We start from the raw sequence: 17,815 nt of genomic DNA on the forward strand, positions 1-17,815 counted from the left end.
CCTCGCGCTCGGCCTCGGCGTATTCTGGGGCGTCTGGGCCTATGGCTGGCGCTTCGACGCGGTGCCTGTGGCGGCCGGCACCCCGGCCTTCCTGTTGCAGGCCCTGGTCGCGACGGCGCTGCTGGCGCTGGCCTACATGGCGGTGGCCGCGGGGCGCCCTGCGGCGTTCCGCCCGTCCCGCCCGGGGCTGATCCTTGCGCTGCTGGTGTTGCTCGCTTTCACCGGCCTGGTGACGGTGCCGCATGTGCCGATGGCGCTGGCGCTGCTGCCGCTGCTGGCGCTGCTGTTGTGGCTGCTGCTGCGCCGGCACCGCGCCACCGATGCGCCCACCATCCTGGCGCAGCACGCGGCACCGCTGCGGGCGCGCAATCTGGCCGGGCTGGTCCTGATGCCGCTGGCCGCGACGGCGATCTACGCGCTGCTCGGGGCGGCGGCACTGCCGTTGCACACCCTGCCGGTGCTCGGCGTGGCGGCCACCGTGGCGGGCGCCGTGCTGTTCGGAATCGCCACCCTGCGGACGCTGCGGCGGAGCAACGCGACATGACGAAGATGCGACCGATGGACAGACGGTCCCAACCCTTCCATGGGCCGACGCCGCTGGTGATGGTGAAGGGCGCCTATGACCGCGCCGGAGGGCCGGAGACGGTGCTGCAGACGATCGTCCGGCACCTGGACCGCGAGCGCTTCCCGCCGCTGCTGGCGCTGCTGGCCGGCGACGCGCAGCCGCTGCCGCCGGTGCTGGGGGATCTGGTCACGCGCGTCCCCTCCGCCGTGCTGCCCTGGCGCGGGCTGGGCGGTGCACCGGGAAGCGCGCTTCAGCTCGCCCGGCTGCTGGATGAACGCCCGGGCGCCATCCTGCACACCAACGACATGCGCGCGGACCTGCTGGCGTGGATGATCACGCGGGTGCGCCGCGTGCCCTGGATCGCGCATGTGCATGGCTGGCTGCGCCACACGCATTCCGGCAGGCACAAGCTGTATGAGGATATCGACCGCTTCCTGATCCGCGGCGCGGACCTGGTGCTGGTCGGCTCCTCCGCCATGGCGGAGGAGGTGCGCCTAGCCGGGGGACGGCGCGTGGAGATCGTCAGCAACGGCATCGCCGCCGCCGCCCCGGCACAGCATGATGCGGAAGCCGCGGCGATCCGCCAACGCATCGCGCCCGGCGGCGGCCTGCTCGCCGGCATCCTCGGCCGGTTGCACCCCGGCAAGGGCCAAGCGCTGCTGATCGAGGCGCTGCCCCGACTGCGCGCCGGTGGCCTCGACATCGCCGTGGTGCTGATGGGCGAAGGCCCGGCGGAGGCCGAGTACCGGGCGCTCGCGGATCGCCTCGGTGTCGGCGCCCATGTGCATTTCGCCGGGCTGGTGGCGGAGACGCTGCCCTGGTTGCGGGCCATGGACATGGTCTGCGTGCCCTCGCTGAAGGACAGCCTGCCGCTGACGGCGCTGGAGGCGATGAGCGTGGCGCGCCCTGTCATCGCCTCCCGCGCCGGCGACCTGCCGCTGGCGATCACCGATGGCGAGCACGGGCTGCTGGTGGAAGTCGGTTCCTCCGCGGCCCTGGAGGCGGCGGTGGAGCGCCTCGCACGATCGCCCGCGCTGCGCGCCGAGCTGGGCGAGGCCGGGCGGCAGAGGCTGATCGCGCGCTACACACCGGAGGCGATGCTGCACCAGCTCGAAGGCTATTGCGCGGAGTTGATCGCGGAGCGCGGCCCTGATCGCGGAGCGCAACGATGACCGCTGAACGTCGCCGCATCCTGTATGTGCAGCCGAACAGCGAGGTCGGCGGATCCGACATCGCCCTGCTGCGCACGGTGGAGGCGCTGGACCCCGACCGCTTCGCGCCCGTCGTGGTGCTGCCTGCCGAAGGGCCGCTCGCGCCCATGCTGCGCGCCGCGGGCGCGACGGTACGGCTGCTGCCCATGATGCAGCTGCGCACGCTGCCCTCGCCGGCCTACCAGACCCGCTACCTGGCGCGGATCTGGCCCACGGTGCGGCGCCTTGCCGCGCTGATGCGGGAGGAGAGGGCGGAGCTGGTGCACACCAATTCGCTGTACTGCCTGTATGGCGGCTTCGCGGCGCGGTTGGCAGGCGTGCCGCATCTCTGGCATGTGCGCGAAATCCCGCCCGCCATTCCCGTCGCCAGGCCCGCGCTGGGCCGCATGGTGCTGGCCCTGTCGCGCATGGTCGTGTGCATGACACAGGCCTGTGCGGACCCGCTATTCGGGCGCCAGGCCAAGGACCACCGCATCCGCCTGTTGTCCGAGGGCCTCGACCTGCGCGAATGGTCGCGCGCGACCATCACACGGTCCATCCGCGCGGAACTCGGCATTCCGGCCACCGCGCCTGTCATAGGCTTCGTCGCGCGGCTCGATCCCTGGAAGGGGCTCGACGTGTTCCTCGAAGCCGCTGCGCGCATCGCGCCGGAATTTCCCGATGCGATCTTCCTGGTCAGCGGCGATGCTCCCGCCGGCTTCGAGGCCTATCGCAATACCATGGTTGCGCGGGCGGAGGCGCTCGGCCTCGGCGGTCGCATCCAGTTCCTCGGCTGGCGCTACCGGCTGGCGGATATTCCCGCGCTGATGGCCGATCTCGACATCTTCTGCCACACCTCGATCGCCCCGGAACCTTTCGGGCTCGTGATCATCGAGGCGATGGCCATGGGGTGCCCGGTGATCGCGGCGCGCGCGGGCGGGCCGATGGAGATTGTCGAGGACGGCGTCAGCGGCCTTCTCACGCCTCCCGGTGATGCGGACGCGCTGGCCGGTGCCCTGCGCGGCCTGCTTGCCGACCCCGGGCGCCGCGCCCGCATCGCGGCCGCGGGCCGCGCGAGGGTGGAGGCGGTGTATTCGCGGGCCGCCTTCAGCACGCGGCTGTGCGCCCTGTCCGAGGAAGCGCTGGCGGGGCCGCTCACATGACGCATCCCATCGACCTGTCCGTCGTCATCATCAGCCATGGCCACGCGGCCTTGCTGCCGGCCTGCGTCTCCTCCCTCACGCCGGCGCTGGAGGGGCTGCGGGCCGAGATCCTGGTCATCGACAATCTGCAGGATGGCGCGGCCGGCCGGGCTGTCGCCGCGCTTCCGGTGCGGCTGATCGAGAATGCCGTGCCACGCGGTTTCGCGGCCAATGTGAATGCCGGGGCGCGGGCCACCACCGGGCGCTGCCTGCTGTTCCTCAACCCGGATACGCGGCACCAGGATGGCAGGCTCGGCGATGCATTGCGTTTCCTGGATGCGCATCACGAGATCGGGCTGCTGGGCTGCCGCCTGCTCAACCATGATGGAACGACCCAGCACAGCTTCCGTCGTTTCCCATCCCCCGCCGTGCCGCTGGCGCGCGGTCTTGGCGCGGATCACTGGCCCTGGCGGCCGCGCTGGTACCGGGAGGCGATGATGGAACAGCCGGCCGGCGACGCACCGTTCCGCGTCGATTGGGTCATTGGCGCCTTCCTGCTGCTGCGACGCGCCGATTTCGAGCGGTTGGGCGGCATGGATGAAGGTTTCCGCCTGTACTACGAGGATGTCGACCTTGCCTGGCGGCTGCGGCGGGCCGGGCTGCAGAGCTGGGTTTTTCCGGCGACGCGTTTCCTGCACGAACACCAGCGCGCCAGTGCCAAGCGGCCGCTCAGCCGCGCCTGGCGCTGGCATGTCGCCAGCGCGGCGCGCTACTTCAGCAAGACGCTGGGTCGCGCGCTGGCCGCGCTTCTCCTGCTGGCGCAGGCGGCGCCCGCCATGGCCGAGCCGCGCTGCCGCTTCCCCGGCCCGTTCACGCGCGTGGATCAGCCGATGCGCAGCATGGCCGGTGGGCCGCTCAGCCCGCTCGGCATCGTCGCCGATCCCAGCGTGCTGCGGCATGGCACGGGCTATTCCATGTGGTTCACCAATGCCGACAGCCGCGGGCGGACCGGCATCGCCCGCGCCGATAGCCCCGATGGGTTGCGCTGGACCATCTGGCGCGCGCCCCGTGGCGCCGACCGGCTGATGGACCTGGTGCTGGCCGCGCCGGCGGATGCCTGGGACGCGCCAGGGATCGAGACCGCGGATGTGCTGATCGGCCCCGATGGCATCTACCGCATGTACTACACCGGCAACCACCGGCCGGAAGGCAGCGTGACCTATGCCATCGGCCTCGCCACATCCCGCGACGGCGCCACCTGGACACGGCATCCCACCCCGGTCCTCGAACCCCGCGCCGCGTGGGAGCGCCCGGCCTGCGCCAACCCCGCCAACCCCGACACCTGCCGCCATGGCGGCGTGCTGGAGCCGAGCGTGCTGCACGATGCCGCGTCGGGGCAGTACCGCATGTGGTATGTCGGCCTGGGCGAGCCACCGGGCAGTTTCCGCAGCTACCGCATCGGCCATGCCACCTCGCCTGATGGCGTCAACTGGACCCGCCGGCCATCGCCCATCCTCGCTCTCGGTGCGCGTGGCAGCTGGGACGAGATGTGGACCAGCCATGTCAATGTCGTCGCTGATCCGGGCGGCGGATTCCACATGTTCTACTTCGGCAGCGCGCCACGGGACTACCGGGATGGCGTCGAGATGCAGCGCGGTGCGATCGGTCACGCCTTCAGCGAGGACGGCATTCGCTGGGAACGCAACCCGCGCAACCCGATCATCGCGCCGCGACCCAATGCCCGCGATGCGTGGACCGTCGGCGGCCCGGCGGCGGTGATCGAGGAGGGCCGCATCCGGCTGTGGTTCTTCGGCGGCCCGACCAGCGGCCTCGCCTCCGAAGTGCAGCTGGCCGAGGCAGCCTGCGGGTCATGAGCGGGCTCAAGGACCTGTTGCTGCGGCTGGGGATTGCCAAAGTGGCACGGCCGCTGCTCGGCGGCGCCGGCGCGATCCTGGTGTTCCACCGGATCCGTCCGCACGACCCCTCGCTCCACTTCGATGCCAACCACCGCAACAGCATCCCACCGGAGCAGTTCATCGCATTGCTCGACATCCTGGCAGCGGATGGGGTGGAGGTGGTGAGCCTGGATGAGGCGCTGCTGCGCCTGCAGGGCCCGCCCGACCGCCGCTTCGTCTGCCTTGGCTTTGACGACGGCTATCGCGATAACAATGAAACGCTGCTGCCGATCATCACGGCGCGGCGCATCCCGGTCACCATCTATGTCGTGCCCGGGTTGATCGACGGCACGGCACCGCTCTGGTGGTACGCGCTGGACGAGGTGATCATGCGGGAGGCCACGCTGCGCCTGCCGATACCGGAGGAGACGACGCTGGATGCCGGCGACGCCGCCGCCAAGCAGCGCGCCTTCGGCCAGGCCATGCATTTCATGCTGACCGCGGCGCCGTCCGCGACCGCGCCGATGGTGGCCGCGCTGGCCGGCCGCTACGGCGTGGATTTCGCGGCGCTGGCGTCACGGCACATGATGGACTGGCCGATGCTGCGCCAGCTGGCCGGCTGCCCGCTGGTCGAGATCGGCGCGCATACCATGACGCATCCCGCCCTGGCCGCGCTGGATGCTGCGGCCGCCGCGGCGGAAATGTCGGAAAGCCGTGCCCGGCTGGAGCGTGAGACCGGACGCCGCGTGCACCATTTCGCCTACCCCTATGGCACGAAGCGCACCGTGGGAGCGCGGGAGATCCGCATGGCGGCGGAACTCGGCTTCCGCACCGCCGTCACCACCGCACCGGGCAACCTGATGCGTCGCGGCAGCTCGCCGCACGACTGGCCACGGCACGGCATCGGGCCGGGTGATGGCGCGGCGGCGCTGCGGCTGAAGCTCGCCGGCATCCGCAACCCGCTGCACGCCTTCGGGAGATGAGCCATGAACAGCGAAGTCGCGCCACTGGCGCTGCGCGGCGCGGACATCATCTGCCTCGGACCAGCGGAATGGGGCGTGATCAACAGCGTCACCTCCTACACCATGCTGGGCATGGCCGAGGCGAATCGCGTGTTGTACGTGGAGCCGTTCGGATCCGGCCTCACCCTGCGCCGCGCGGCGCGGCTGCAGCGGCGGGAACGGGAACGCAAGCCGGTGCTCGAACAGACCGGCGATCGCTTCTGGATCTACCGGCCTCCCGCCATCGGCCTGCCCGGCACCAGTCGCCTCGCCGCCGTCTCGCGCATCAACGGCAGGATCCTGGCGGGGCTGCTGCGCGGCGTACAACGGCAGCTGGGGTTCACCGACCCCATCCTGTGGTCGCCGCTGTACAATTCCGGCAGTGTCCTGCGCCATTTCCCGGCGCGGCTGCGCATTTTCGAATCGGTGGATTTCGATGCCGCCCTGGCGCGTGACGAACGCCAGCGGCGGATGATGCTTTTGCTGGAAGCCGAGGCCTGCCGCGCGGCGGATATCGTCTTCGCCGTCACCGATGAACTGGCGGATCCGCTGCGGGCATATAATCCCCGCACCTATGTCTCCTACTGCGCGGCCGCGCCCGAGGTCTTCGGCCAGGCCCTGCTGGCGGAGACGGTGGTGCCGGATGCAATCGCGCGGCTGCCGAAGCCGGTGATCGGCTATCTCGGCGGGGTTGATCCCTGGAAGATGGATATCGGCCTGTTGCGGCACATGGCGCGCAGCCACCCGGACTGGAGCATTGCCCTTGTCGGCTATGTCTGGTTCGGCTTCGACGCATCGGTCTTCGCGGATTGCCCGAACATCCATGTGCTGGGTCCGCAGGATTACACGGCGTTCCCGAATTTCCTGAAGGGCATGGATGTCTGCATCATGCCCTTCCCGCTCAACGACAACACGCGGCGGGGCGATGCGCTGAAGCTGTACGAGTACCTGGCGGGTGGCCGGCCCGTGGTGAGCACCTCGGTTCCCGCGGCGCGCCGCCTGTCTTCCGTCGTGCGCATCGCCGACACGCCAGAGCATTTCGTCGCCGCCGTCGAGGCAGCGCTGGCGGAGCCGCCCGATGCGCAGGCGGCGCGGCTTGCGGCGGTGCGGCCGCACAGCTGGCACGCGCGGGTCCGGCAGAAGGCTGCCGTGATCCGCGCGGCGTTGGATGAGATCAGGCCAGGACCTCGTCCCTGAGGAAGGCGGCGCGGTTCTGCTCGAAGGCCTCGGTGGCGCGCGCGTAGTCCGTCGGGTTGCCCATATCGAGCCAGAAGCATTCCGACCGGAAGCCCACCACCTTCTCCCCCGCCGCGATCAGCCGCAGCACGAGGGTGGGCACGTCGAGCGGCACGCCGGGCTCGATGTACCGCCGGATACTGGGCGAACAGGCGTAGATGCCCATGCTGGCGGCGTAGCTGTGCGACGGTTTCTCGGTATAGCTGACAACTTCGCTCGCCGCGTTGATGCCGAGCACGCCCAGTTCGATCTGCATGTGGCGATCGACCACCGCGATGCTCAGCGCCGCGTTCTGCTCACGGTGGAAGCGCATCATGGCGGCGTAGTCGAGCGTGGTGAGAAGGTCGCCATTCATGAACAGGAAATCATCATCGAAGCCCTCGACGCTGGCCAGCGGACCGGCGGTACCGAGCGGCTTCTGTTCCTCATGGTAGCGGATCCGCATGCGCCGGGAGATCTCGGCCTCGCCGAGATAGGCGCGGATCAGTGAGCTGAGGTAGCCGACGGCGAGAACGGTTTCCTGGAAACCGTGGAAGCTGAGCTGCCGCAGCACCGTCTCCAGGATCGGCACCCCGCCGACCGGGACCAGGGGCTTCGGCAGCACGGTGGTGAACGGCGCAAGGCGCGTGCCGCGGCCGCCGGCGAGGATGACGGCCTTCAGGATGGGTGCGTCAGACATGGTAGTCCTCCACTTTGAAGAAGCCGGGATTTGCGCGGATCCAGTCGATGGTGCGCGACAAGCCCTCATCGAGTGAGGTGCGCGGCGACCAGCCGAGCAGGCGCTGCGCCTTCCGTCCGTCGGCGATGAGGCGCATCACCTCGCTCTTTTCCGGACGCAGGCGTTTTTCATCGGTAATGATCTCGGGCTTGCGACCGAGGATCGCGAAGATCCGCTCTGCCAGCGCGCCGATCGAGATCTCGCTGCCGGTGCCGATGTTGATCACCTCGCCGACCGATTCCGGCACCTCGCACATGCGGATCACGCCTTCGGCAGTATCGCCGACATAGCAGAGGTCGCGCGTCGGGCTGACGGCACCGAGCCTGACGGCGCCGCCCTTGAGCGCCTGGGTGATGATGGTGGGAATGACGGCGCGAGAGGATTGGCGGGGTCCGAAGGTGTTGAAGGGCCGGACGATGCAGGCCGGGACACCGAAGGAACGGAAGTAGCTCAGCGCAATCTGGTCACTGCCGATCTTGCTGGCCGCATAGGGCGATTGCGCCTGAAGCGGGTGGTCCTCATCGATCGGCGCATAGAGCGCGGTGCCGTACACCTCGCTGGTGGAGAAACAGACGATGCGCTCGATGCCGCGGTTGCGGCAGGCTTCGAGGAGGTAGGCGGTGCCCAGCGTATTGGTGCGCACCACCTCGATCGGATGGATGTAGCTGTAGGGAATGCCGACCAGCGCGGCGAGGTGGAACACCACCTGCTGCCCCTCGACGAGCGCCGCCGCGGTTGCGGGGTCGGCCAGGTCGCCGGAGGTGATGGTGAGGCTCTCACGCACCTCCGGGGCAAGGAAGTCCAGCGCACCTTTGTCGCCGCTCGCCTTGTAGCGCAGGAAGCAGGTGACCTTCGCGCCGCGCAGCACCAGGGCCTCGACCAGGTTGCTCCCGATGAAGCCGCCCGCGCCGGTCACCAGAACACGCTTGTTCTTCCAATCCATCGCCGTCGTCGCTCCTGACCGTTCGCATCAAGGTCGGCGTCGGCGTCGGCGCGCCGTGGCAACGGCCCGTGATCCTTCCGACCATTCAGGCCGACAACATGCGCCTGCGTCGTTTCGCCCGTGTTTCACGCGTATGCGAGATTCGGCGTTCCCAGGGTGCGGCGGCGCACAGGATCAAGAACGGAGCGAGCCGAGGGCTCGCGGAACGCCCCTGTCAGGCGAAAGAACCAGGTCCACGACCGGGTTGGTCGGATGAGAAGTTCATCCGCGTATCCTTGGATCCAGATATGTAATTTTAAGTCATTTTGGCATGATTTATCCGTGACCCGCGGCACGGCGATGACTACACGCATTCGTGTTCATCAGGATCGTGAAGCCATGTCGATGACGATCACAGACGGGGGGCGTATGGTCGGTACGCATCGCCAGATCATGCATCCGCACCCTCGCCCGGCCAGGGCGCCGCTCGCTGTCATTCATGGTCTGGCGGGTGCCGCTTAATGACGCTGACAGCCCTCGCCGGCGTCCCGTGGTCGATTTCGACCGCGGGGGCCTTCGCAGGCCGGATGATCGCCGGGGACCCCACGATCATCGTCGACAACGACATCTATCGCATGTTCTTCACGGACGGCGCGTATGACGGGGATAGGATCCGTCCAGTCATCGCTCAAGCCATCTCCACCGACGGGCTGACCTGGACTCAAGTAGGTGTGGACGCAGCAACGGGTTTCGGGGCTGCCGGCAATCAGGTCAATCTCGAAGGCGCCTGCATCTTCAAGTCAGGCGACACCTTCATCCTGCTGTACTCGGCCTTCGGCGATGTCGGAATTCCGCTGCCGCAATTTCCCGCCAGTCTCCATGCCGCCACCTCCACCGACGGCATCAACTTCACGCCGATTCCAGGCGCCGCCGTGCTGGCTCCGTCGCCCGGCTGGTACGACAATGATGCGGTGTTCAGCCCCACCGTCATCGCGCATGATGGTGGCTTCTTCATGCTCTATGCCGGGCATGCCTACACCGACGCATCCGCGGTCGATGGGCGCTTTGGCGTGTCGCTGCTCGCAGCAACGTCGCCGGACGGGCTGAACTGGAGCAAGGAACCGACGCAGATCCTGCAGGCAGACCGCGCGCTGCCGTGGATGGCCGACGGTGTCGCGGAGCCATCACTCCTGCTGGGGCCTGATGGCAAATACTACCTGTTCTTCACGGGCCTCCAAGACGCGGAGCGCTCCATCGGCATCGCCGTCGCCAGCAATCCGTTTGGGCCATGGGACATTGCGCCCGAGCCGATGTTGACGGCGGCGAGTGCGGGGCTTGGCGCAGGCGGCACCGTCATTGCGCCGCATGCGGAGCTGGTGAACGGCGTATTGCGGGTCTGGTACACCGCGGTCACGCCAGATGGCGGTCATTCCATTGCCTATGCGGAAGCGGATTGGGGCGGCGGCGCTTCGCAGCAGGATCCGGCCCCGCCTCGGCCTGGGATGGAGGCCGCGGAGACGCTGCTGGGCGGCGACGGGGCGGATCGCCTTTCCGCGGGCGCAGGCCATGACCTGATCGCCAGCGGATCAGGCAACGACACCATCGAAGCCGGTGACGGCAATGACGAGGTGTGGGCCGGCGATGGCGATGATCTGGTATTCGGCGGCGCCGGTGACGACCGGCTTTATCTTGAAGCGGGCAACGACACGGCCGAGGGCGGTGCGGGCGCCGACCTTATCCTCGGCGAGGACGGCAACGACCTGCTTCGCGGCGGCCTTGGCGACGACATCCTCGATGGTGGCACGGGTGACGACACCATCGATGGCGGCGAAGGCGATGACCAGGCCTTTGGCGGCGCGGGTGACGACTACCTCATCGGCGGTGCGGGCCAGGATACGCTCAATGGCGACGCAGGCAGCGACACCATCGATGGCGGCGCCGGAGCGGATCTGCTGATTGCAGGGGAGGGGGATGACCCGGGCACCAGGAACCTGCTGCGCGGCGGGGCGGGTGACGACATCCTGCTCGGGTTCGCCGGCGCCGACACCCTGGACGGAGGCAGCGACAACGACACGCTGTATGCCGGCGGCGGCAATGACGTGCTGATCGGCGGGGCCGGCGACGATCTGATGAATGGTGAGGCCGGCAACGACACATTGATTGGCGGTGCCGGGGCGGACACGATGATTGGCGGCGCCGGAATCGACACGGCCGACTATTCCGCCTCCATGGGTGTCATCGTGGCGCTGGACGGTTCGGTGGCCGGCACCTCGGACGCGGCAGGCGATGTTTTCGCGTCGCTTGAAAATCTGGTCGGCTCCGCCACTGGCGCGGATCACCTGATCGGGGATGCCGGGAACAACCGCCTGGACGGCCTCGCTGGCAACGACACGCTGGATGGTGGATTCGGTGCCGACACCATGGTGGGCGGCACGGGCAACGACCTCTACATCGTGGACCAGTCCGGCGACCTCGTGCTCGAGCAGGCCGGCCAAGGGATGGACACGGTCCGCACGTCAATCAGCTACAGGCTCGGTGCGCATGTGGAGAACCTGATTGCCGCGGATGGCGCCACCGCCGGCCTGACACTGATCGGCAACACGCTCGGCAACCTCATCACCGGCGGCAGGGGCCACGACCTGATCAGGGGTGGCGGCGGGAATGACTGGCTCTCCGGCTCCGATGGCAATGACAGCCTGGTCGGCGGTGCGGGCGATGACACCTTGGCCGGGGGCAGGGGGAATGATCGCCTCACAGGCAATCAGGGCAGGGATTCCTTCCTGTTCGACACCCTGCCGAGCAGCAGCGGCAATCTCGACCGGATTGTCGACTTTGCTGCGGCGGAGGACATGGTGCTGCTGGAGAACGCGATCTATCTCGGCCTCGGCGCGGCCAACGGCACCCTGGCCGCAAACGCCTTCCATGCGGCGGCAGGGGCGACGATGGGCACGGACGCCAGCCACCGGATCATCTATGACACCAGCACCGGACGGCTGTTCTACGATGCGGATGGCCCCGGCGGCACGGCCGCCGTCAATTTTGCCGTGATCGAGAACAGGGCAGCAATGACGTCGGAGAATTTTGCTATCATTTAGCGCTGACGTTGGCAGGCAGCGCATGACCCCGGCCGTCCCACAGCCGCGGGCGAATGCAATCCTGCGGCGTGGCCGTGAAGCTGCTGCCTGCTTTCAGCCAGAAGCCTGCACCATCCTACCCGTTCAGGGACTCCTCTGAAGGGAACACGACACCAGGCCATTCTTCGAACCATTAGAGGTTGCAGGATGAGTTTCCTAGACAGGAAGTTGGCGCCGCGGAGGCGTATCGCGTTGGACAAGCCGCGCAAGGAGCTGGGGTATTTTTCGCGCCGCAACATCACGCTGCTGTTGATCGGAGTGCCGGCGGCGGCGTGGGCCGCGATCGTTCTCGGCGTATTGTGGAGTATCGGCTAGAGTAATCCACGATACCGGCGGGTCCCCAGCCGCCGGCCTTCTCTCGGGCCATGAGCCCTGGGTCCAGGGCGCCCGCACCCCGCGTTGACGCAGTGCAGCATCGCCCCTAAAGGCGCGTCTTCCGAACCAGCGAAGCCCCAATCGGCGCAGCCTTATCGAGCGCCGGAGGCGCCGCTTGCCCATGTCCATGACCTTTGCCGACCTCTCCCTCGCCGCGCCGCTGCTGCGCGCGCTGGCCGAGGCTGGCTACGCAACCCCCACCCCGATCCAGGCGCGATCGATCCCGCTGTTGTTGCAGGGCCACGACCTGCTGGGCCTGGCCCAGACCGGCACCGGCAAGACCGCCGCCTTCGCACTGCCGCTGCTGCATCGCCTGGCCGCGGCGCCCCGCCCGGCGCCCAAGGGCGGCGCCCGCGTTCTGGTACTGGCGCCCACGCGCGAACTGGTCTCCCAGATCGCCGACGGCTTCGAGAGCTTCGGGCGGCATATGCCGCTTCGCGTGACGACGGTTTTCGGCGGCGTCAGCCAGTTCCACCAGGTCCATGCGCTCAAGGCTGGTGTGGACATCATCGTGGCAGCACCCGGCCGGTTGCTGGACCTGATCAACCAGGGGCTTTGTGACCTGTCGCAGCTTGAGGCGCTGGTGCTGGATGAGGCGGACCAGATGCTCGATATGGGCTTCGCCAAGCCGATCGAGCGCATTGTGGCGACGCTGCCGAAGGACCGGCACACCCTGCTGTTCTCGGCCACGATGCCAAAAACCATCGCCGCGCTCGCCGAGAGCCTGCTGCGCGATCCGGAGAGGGTCGAGATCGCCCCGCCATCCACCACCGTGGAGCGGATCGCGCAATCGGTCATGTTCGTCGATGCGGCCGACAAGAAGGCGGCCCTGCTGGCGCTGCTGCAAACGCCGGGGATCGGCCAGGCCGTGGTCTTCACGCTGCAGAAGACCATCGCCAACGAGGTCTGCGCCTTCATTACCGAGGCGGGCATCACGGCCGAGGCCCTGCACGGCAACAAGTCCCAGGGCCAGCGGGAGCGCGCGCTGGAAGCCTTCCGCGCCGCCAATGTGCAGGTTCTGGTCGCGACGGATATCGCGGCGCGCGGCATCGATGTCGACACCGTCACGCATGTCTTCAACCATGACCTGCCGAGCCTGCCGGAAAGCTATGTCCACCGCATCGGCCGCACGGGCCGCGCGGGACGCAGCGGCTTCGCCATCACGCTCTGCGATGCCGAGCAGCGGGCCTGGCTGCGGGAAGTCGAGCGGGAGATCGGTCGGCCGCTGACCGTGCAGGACGATCACCCATGGCACTCCGAAGCGGCGCGGAATTCGACCATGCGCCCGCCTGTGCTGGGCGGTGCGCCGCTCAAGGAAGTCAAGCCGCAGGAAAAGCGCGAGCGCAAAGTCTGGACCGAGGAAGAGAAGCTCATGGCGCGGGCAGCGGCCAAGGCAGCCTGAGAGGGGCGTCTCGCCTGGCTGGCGGGTCTTGGTCTGGCCGGCGCCGCGTTCTACTGCGCCATTGAGGCAATCAGCAGGTACAGCAGGATGAACAGCGGCGGGATGCCGAGGAAGCCGTCGCCGAACAGGAACAGCTTCAGGAAAAAGAACAGGAAGGCCCCGTAGAGCGAGACGGCAAACGGCAGCAGGAAACCCGGCGACAAAGGGGCAACCAGCGCCAGCAGCGGGTCCGTGATCCGGCGCAGCACGACGAAGAAGGCGATGTCGCGGTCCACGCCGATGGCGAATTCCAGCACTCCGCGTGAGAACAACAGTGCCGTGATGGCGGTCAGCGCATAGGTGCCGCCAAGGTAGATGGCCACGATCGGTGGCGCGCCGCCGATCAGGAAGGTGCCCACCGCCAGGACATAGGCGAGCGCGAGGTAGAAAAGTCCGCGACCAGCGGAAGCCTGCATCGGGAAGACCGTTTCCAAAAAGGGCCAGGGCCGCGGAACGCCCCGCGCCGGGGCGGGATGCGCCGCGGCGGATTCGCCGCAACGCCGCATCCCGTGGCCAGCAGAGGGGGAAGCGAGTGCGAAGGCAGCACGCCCCGGCTGTCCACTCAAGGTGGTTGGGTGCGCCGGTGACCCGGCGCACCCGCTCAGCGGTGCAGATTCAGTGGGTCTGCACCATCATGTTGCCGCCCTTCGGCAGGCGCAGCCGGTCCACGAAGTCCTGCATTTCCGCGCTCGGCGGCGGTGTGATCAACGAGACCACGATGGTCACGATGAAGGCCACCGGCACGCCGAAGATGCCCGAGGAAATCGCCGCGACGCCGAACCAGCTGATCTCGTCGCCGCTGCGGGGCACCAGGTCCATGCCGTACACATTGCCGATCAGGTAGAACATCGTCACGCCGAAGCCCGCCGCCATGCCGAGGATGGCGCCGGCATTGGTCGTGCGCTTCCACCACACCCCGAGCACAAGGGGCGCGAACAGGCCGGCCGCGGCGATGGAGAAGGCCCAGGCCACCATGGACAGGATGTCCGATGGCTGGGTTCGTGCCAGCAGCGCCGCCGCGATGGCGACCACGACCAGCAGGATCTTCGCCACCAGCAGCCGGCGCTTCGTGTCGGCCTTGGGGTCGATCATCTTGTAGTAGACGTCGTGGCTGAGCGCGTTGGCGATGGCCAGCAGCAGGCCATCGGCCGTGGACAGCGCCGCCGCGAAGCCACCCGCGCCCACCAGCCCCACGACCCAGATCGGCATCCCCGCGATGGAGGGCGTGGACAGCACGATCATGTCGTTGTTCAGGCGCAGCTCACTGTAGGGGAAGCCGCCGACATGGCCGCGCGCCTCGCACGCCGCCTGGATTGCCATCACGGATTCCGCCTTCACCCCGCAGATGGTGACGAGCTGATGGCCCTGGATGGAACCCCATTCCAGCATCCAGGCCGGGATGGCGGTGAAGGCCAGCTGCAGCCCCTCGGCATTGGCGAACAGCCCCATCAGGTTGAACTTCGAGAACGCGGCATAGGCCGGCGCCGTGAAGTACAGCAGGAAGATGAAGAACAGCGACCAGCCGACGGACTTGCGCGCCTCACGCACGGTGGGCGTGGTGAAGAAGCGCATCAGGATGTGCGGCAGGGAGGCCGTGCCGACCATCAGGCAGAAGATCAGGAAGAAGAAGTCGCGCGGGCTGTAGGACTGGAACGGGGCCACATGGGTGCGCGCCACGTTCAGGATGCGCTCATACTCCGCGATCTGCGTCAGCGCGCCGCCATAGGTCAGCTGCGGGATCGGGATGCCGAACTGCACGGTGGACATCCAGATGGCCGGCAGCAGGTAGGCCACGATCAGCACGATGTACTGCGCCACCTGCGTCCAGGTCACGGCCTTCATGCCGCCGAGCATCGAGCAGACCAGGATGCCCGCCAGCCCCGCGAAGACCGCCCAGCGGAAATCGATGCCGAGGAACTGCGAGGCAATGATGCCCGACGCATAGACCTGCGCGGTGATGTAGGTGAAGGAACACGCGAACAGCACGACGATGCCGACCAGGCGCGCCGCATTCCCGCCATAGCGGGTGCCCAGGAAGTCCGGCACGGTGTAGGCGCCGAACTTGCGCAGATAGGGCGCGAGCAGCACCGCCACCAGCACGTAGCCACCGGTCCAGCCCAGCACGAAGGCCAGCCCGTCATAGCCCAGCACGAACAGCGTGCCGGCCATGCCGACGAAGCTGGCGCCAGACATCCAGTCCGCCCCGGTGGCCATGCCGTTGTAGATGGCGGGCACGGATCGGCCGGCAACGTAGTATTCCGAGACCTGCGCCGTGCGCGACATGATGCCGATGAAGGCATAGATGCCGATGGTCGCGGCCATGTAGAACCACAGGATGAAGCGATCCGGCACGCCCACGGTGGAGGCGATGGCCATGAGCAGCACGAAAGCCGCAAAACCACCGACATAAATGCCGTAGATCTTGCCCAGGTTGTCGGTGAAATCGCCCTTCATTGATAATGACATCGGTGATCCCCCCTAATCTTCAGCGACGTTGAATTCTTCGTCGATCTGATTTTGCCGGTGCGCGAACCAGAAAATCTGAATGACGAAGACGATCAGGGAGCCCTGCGCGGCCATGTAGAAGCCAAGCGGGAAGCCAGCGATGACCACACCGTTCAGCAGCGTGACGAACATGTGGATGAAGAAGCTGAACACGACCCATATGCCCAGCGAAATCCACATCAGGTTTCGGGTCTTGGCCCAATGCGCCTCGGCCACTTCGACAGCCAACTTTTCTGTCAAGGTTCGCTCCTCCCATTCCCAGTTGAGGGGAAAGACGAGCATGGCTGTCCAGTCCGGCCCTGCTCCACTTGGACTCGCCCCCAAGGTTGCGATAAGCGCAACATCCCGTGATTACATCCGGGTTAGAATTTTTGGTTCCGCACGGTGCCTTGCGACAGATTGCTGCGCAAAATTATGGTTGCGCACCAGAAAAAGGCTGTCAAACCTAATCTGGAAAATCCGGGCGATCATTTCATGGCCGCGAATCGTGCCGCGCGGCACGGCGGCGAACCGAGGATCTCATGCTGGAATTTCCCGTGCGCGAATGGATCGGCTCACTCCTCGGCGGCCGCCGCAGCGCCGATTGGCCCGCGGCGGTGGAGGCGCTTCGCGCCGGCGCGGCCTATCTGGCGCAAGGCTCCAGCTATTCCTATCTGCGCGCCCGCAGCCTGCTGGCCGGCCCGCGCCTGTTCAGCGACCAGGATTTCGGTTTCGCGCTGACCATCTGCAAATGGGAAGGCTTCGGAGTTGCCGCGCAGGATCTCATCCTGATCCTGGAGGCGGATCTGCGGCACCTGTTGCCACCCGACCCCCAGGCCCGCGCCCGCGTCCTGGCCGCATTGTATCGCGAGGTGCTGGACAGCGAGCCCCTGCCCGAACACCGCGCGGCCACCGGCTGGGCCGACCTGATCGTGGAATTCGACGCGCGGCTTGATGTCTACCTGGCCCGTCCGCCGTTGAAGCCGGATGCCATTTCCATCGCCACCGCGCTGCGCCTGTTGCAGCATGCACCCATCGAGGACAGCGTGCGCAAGGCGGACCAGATGATGGTGGTGAATAACGTCGCCTTTCGTTTCATCGAGTACCAGGCGAAGCTGCGCCGCATGCTGGACCTGCCGGCCTTCGCCGCGCAGCTTTCCGCCCGCATGGTCCCGCCGGGGTGAACGGCCCGGCCACCCCGCTGATCGCGCTGGAGGTCGTGGTGCTGGACACCGAGACCACCGGACTCGATGTGCGGCAGGACCGCATCGTGCAGATCGGCGCGGTGCGGATGCAGGGTGCGGAATTCGCCGCCGCCGCCCCCTTCAACCGGTTGGTGAACCCCGGCCGGCCCATTCCGCCCACCGCCAGCCGCGTGCATGGGCTGACCGATGCGGATTGCGCGGACCAGCCCGGCTTCGCCGCGATCCTTCCCGAATTCCTGGCCTATGCGGGGCAGGCGGTGGTGGTGGGCCACTCCATCCATTTCGACCTGGCGGTGCTGCGGCACGAGGCCGATCGCCACGCCCTGCCCTGGCAGCAGCCGCGCGTGCTGGATGTGGCGTTGCTGGCGGCGGGGCTGGATCGCGGGCTGGTGGACACTTCGCTCGACAGCCTGGCGCTGCGCTTCGGCGTGGCGGTCACCGGCCGCCATACCGCCTGGGGCGATGCGGAGGCCACCGCGCGGATCTACGCCGCGCTGCTGCCACGGC

Annotated in this window: 16 protein-coding genes; 11 read left to right on the top strand and 5 right to left on the bottom strand. The window is 67.8% G+C overall.

Annotated elements, in window-relative coordinates:
• From Q8S40_RS06030 to Q8S40_RS06055, 6 genes are all read left to right on the top strand, one after another.
• Positions 1–544, top strand: a 544-nt coding sequence (locus tag Q8S40_RS06030) for a hypothetical protein (protein ID WP_305669663.1), incomplete at its 5' end; no start/stop codon positions are given.
• A 14-nt stretch (positions 545–558) separates the two neighbouring features.
• A complete protein-coding gene (locus Q8S40_RS06035; protein ID WP_305669664.1) occupies positions 559–1,737 on the top strand; it encodes a glycosyltransferase family 4 protein in 1,179 nt (392 codons plus the stop codon).
• Complete coding sequence (locus Q8S40_RS06040) at positions 1,734–2,918, top strand: glycosyltransferase family 4 protein (protein ID WP_305669665.1); 1,185 nt, start codon at positions 1,734–1,736, stop codon at positions 2,916–2,918. The genes Q8S40_RS06035 and Q8S40_RS06040 overlap by 4 nt, the downstream gene beginning before the upstream one ends.
• Positions 2,915–4,771, top strand: coding sequence for a glycosyltransferase (locus tag Q8S40_RS06045; RefSeq protein WP_305669666.1), 1,857 nt, complete (start codon positions 2,915–2,917; stop codon positions 4,769–4,771). Before Q8S40_RS06040 ends, Q8S40_RS06045 begins: the two co-directional genes overlap by 4 nt.
• Positions 4,768–5,775, top strand: a complete 1,008-nt coding sequence (locus tag Q8S40_RS06050) for a polysaccharide deacetylase family protein (RefSeq protein WP_305669667.1) — start codon at positions 4,768–4,770, stop codon at positions 5,773–5,775. The genes Q8S40_RS06045 and Q8S40_RS06050 overlap by 4 nt, the downstream gene beginning before the upstream one ends.
• Before the next feature lie 3 nt (positions 5,776–5,778).
• Positions 5,779–6,990 (top strand): glycosyltransferase, encoded by a 1,212-nt coding sequence (locus tag Q8S40_RS06055; protein ID WP_305669668.1) that lies wholly within the window; start codon positions 5,779–5,781, stop codon positions 6,988–6,990.
• Here Q8S40_RS06055 and Q8S40_RS06060 read toward each other — a convergent pair.
• Both Q8S40_RS06060 and Q8S40_RS06065 read right to left on the bottom strand, forming a co-directional pair.
• Complete coding sequence (locus tag Q8S40_RS06060) at positions 6,968–7,708, bottom strand: sugar phosphate nucleotidyltransferase (protein WP_305669669.1); 741 nt, start codon at positions 7,706–7,708, stop codon at positions 6,968–6,970. The two genes, Q8S40_RS06055 and Q8S40_RS06060, sit on opposite strands and share 23 nt — an antisense overlap.
• Positions 7,701–8,663: a GDP-mannose 4,6-dehydratase gene (locus Q8S40_RS06065; RefSeq protein ID WP_305669670.1), complete on the bottom strand. Its 963-nt coding sequence runs from the start codon at positions 8,661–8,663 to the stop codon at positions 7,701–7,703. The genes Q8S40_RS06060 and Q8S40_RS06065 overlap by 8 nt, the downstream gene beginning before the upstream one ends.
• Before the next feature lie 527 nt (positions 8,664–9,190).
• Here Q8S40_RS06065 and Q8S40_RS06070 point away from each other — a divergent pair.
• From Q8S40_RS06070 to Q8S40_RS06080, 3 genes are all read left to right on the top strand, one after another.
• Complete coding sequence (locus tag Q8S40_RS06070; RefSeq protein ID WP_305669671.1) at positions 9,191–11,764, top strand: hypothetical protein; 2,574 nt, start codon at positions 9,191–9,193, stop codon at positions 11,762–11,764.
• A 231-nt stretch (positions 11,765–11,995) separates the two neighbouring features.
• Positions 11,996–12,118 carry a hypothetical protein gene (locus Q8S40_RS06075; RefSeq protein WP_305669672.1) on the top strand — a complete coding sequence of 41 codons (123 nt, stop codon included), beginning with the start codon at positions 11,996–11,998 and terminating at the stop codon, positions 12,116–12,118.
• Between the two features lie 181 nt (positions 12,119–12,299).
• On the top strand, positions 12,300–13,580 hold the full coding sequence (locus Q8S40_RS06080; protein WP_305669673.1) for a DEAD/DEAH box helicase: 1,281 nt from the start codon (positions 12,300–12,302) through the stop codon (positions 13,578–13,580).
• Between the two features lie 50 nt (positions 13,581–13,630).
• On the opposite strand, the gene Q8S40_RS06085 is transcribed toward Q8S40_RS06080, so the two are convergent.
• From Q8S40_RS06085 to Q8S40_RS06095, 3 genes are all read right to left on the bottom strand, one after another.
• A complete protein-coding gene (locus Q8S40_RS06085) occupies positions 13,631–14,035 on the bottom strand; it encodes a hypothetical protein (RefSeq protein ID WP_304808557.1) in 405 nt (134 codons plus the stop codon).
• Positions 14,036–14,234: 199 nt separating this feature from the next.
• Positions 14,235–16,073, bottom strand: coding sequence for a sodium:solute symporter family protein (locus tag Q8S40_RS06090; protein ID WP_305669674.1), 1,839 nt, complete (start codon positions 16,071–16,073; stop codon positions 14,235–14,237).
• 24 nt (positions 16,074–16,097) lie between these two features.
• Positions 16,098–16,406 (bottom strand): DUF4212 domain-containing protein, encoded by a 309-nt coding sequence (locus Q8S40_RS06095; protein WP_305669675.1) that lies wholly within the window; start codon positions 16,404–16,406, stop codon positions 16,098–16,100.
• A gap of 239 nt (positions 16,407–16,645) precedes the next feature.
• On the opposite strand from Q8S40_RS06095, the gene Q8S40_RS06100 reads away from it, so the two are divergent.
• Together Q8S40_RS06100 and Q8S40_RS06105 are read left to right on the top strand one after the other, a co-directional pair.
• Positions 16,646–17,287, top strand: a complete 642-nt coding sequence (locus tag Q8S40_RS06100) for a hypothetical protein (protein WP_304808552.1) — start codon at positions 16,646–16,648, stop codon at positions 17,285–17,287.
• Positions 17,284–17,815, top strand: a 532-nt coding sequence (locus Q8S40_RS06105; RefSeq protein WP_305669676.1) for a PolC-type DNA polymerase III, incomplete at its 3' end; no start/stop codon positions are given. The genes Q8S40_RS06100 and Q8S40_RS06105, both read left to right, overlap by 4 nt.

The sequence above is a fragment of the Falsiroseomonas sp. genome (assembly GCF_030695085.1).
Taxonomy (GTDB): Bacteria; Pseudomonadota; Alphaproteobacteria; order Acetobacterales; family Acetobacteraceae; genus Falsiroseomonas.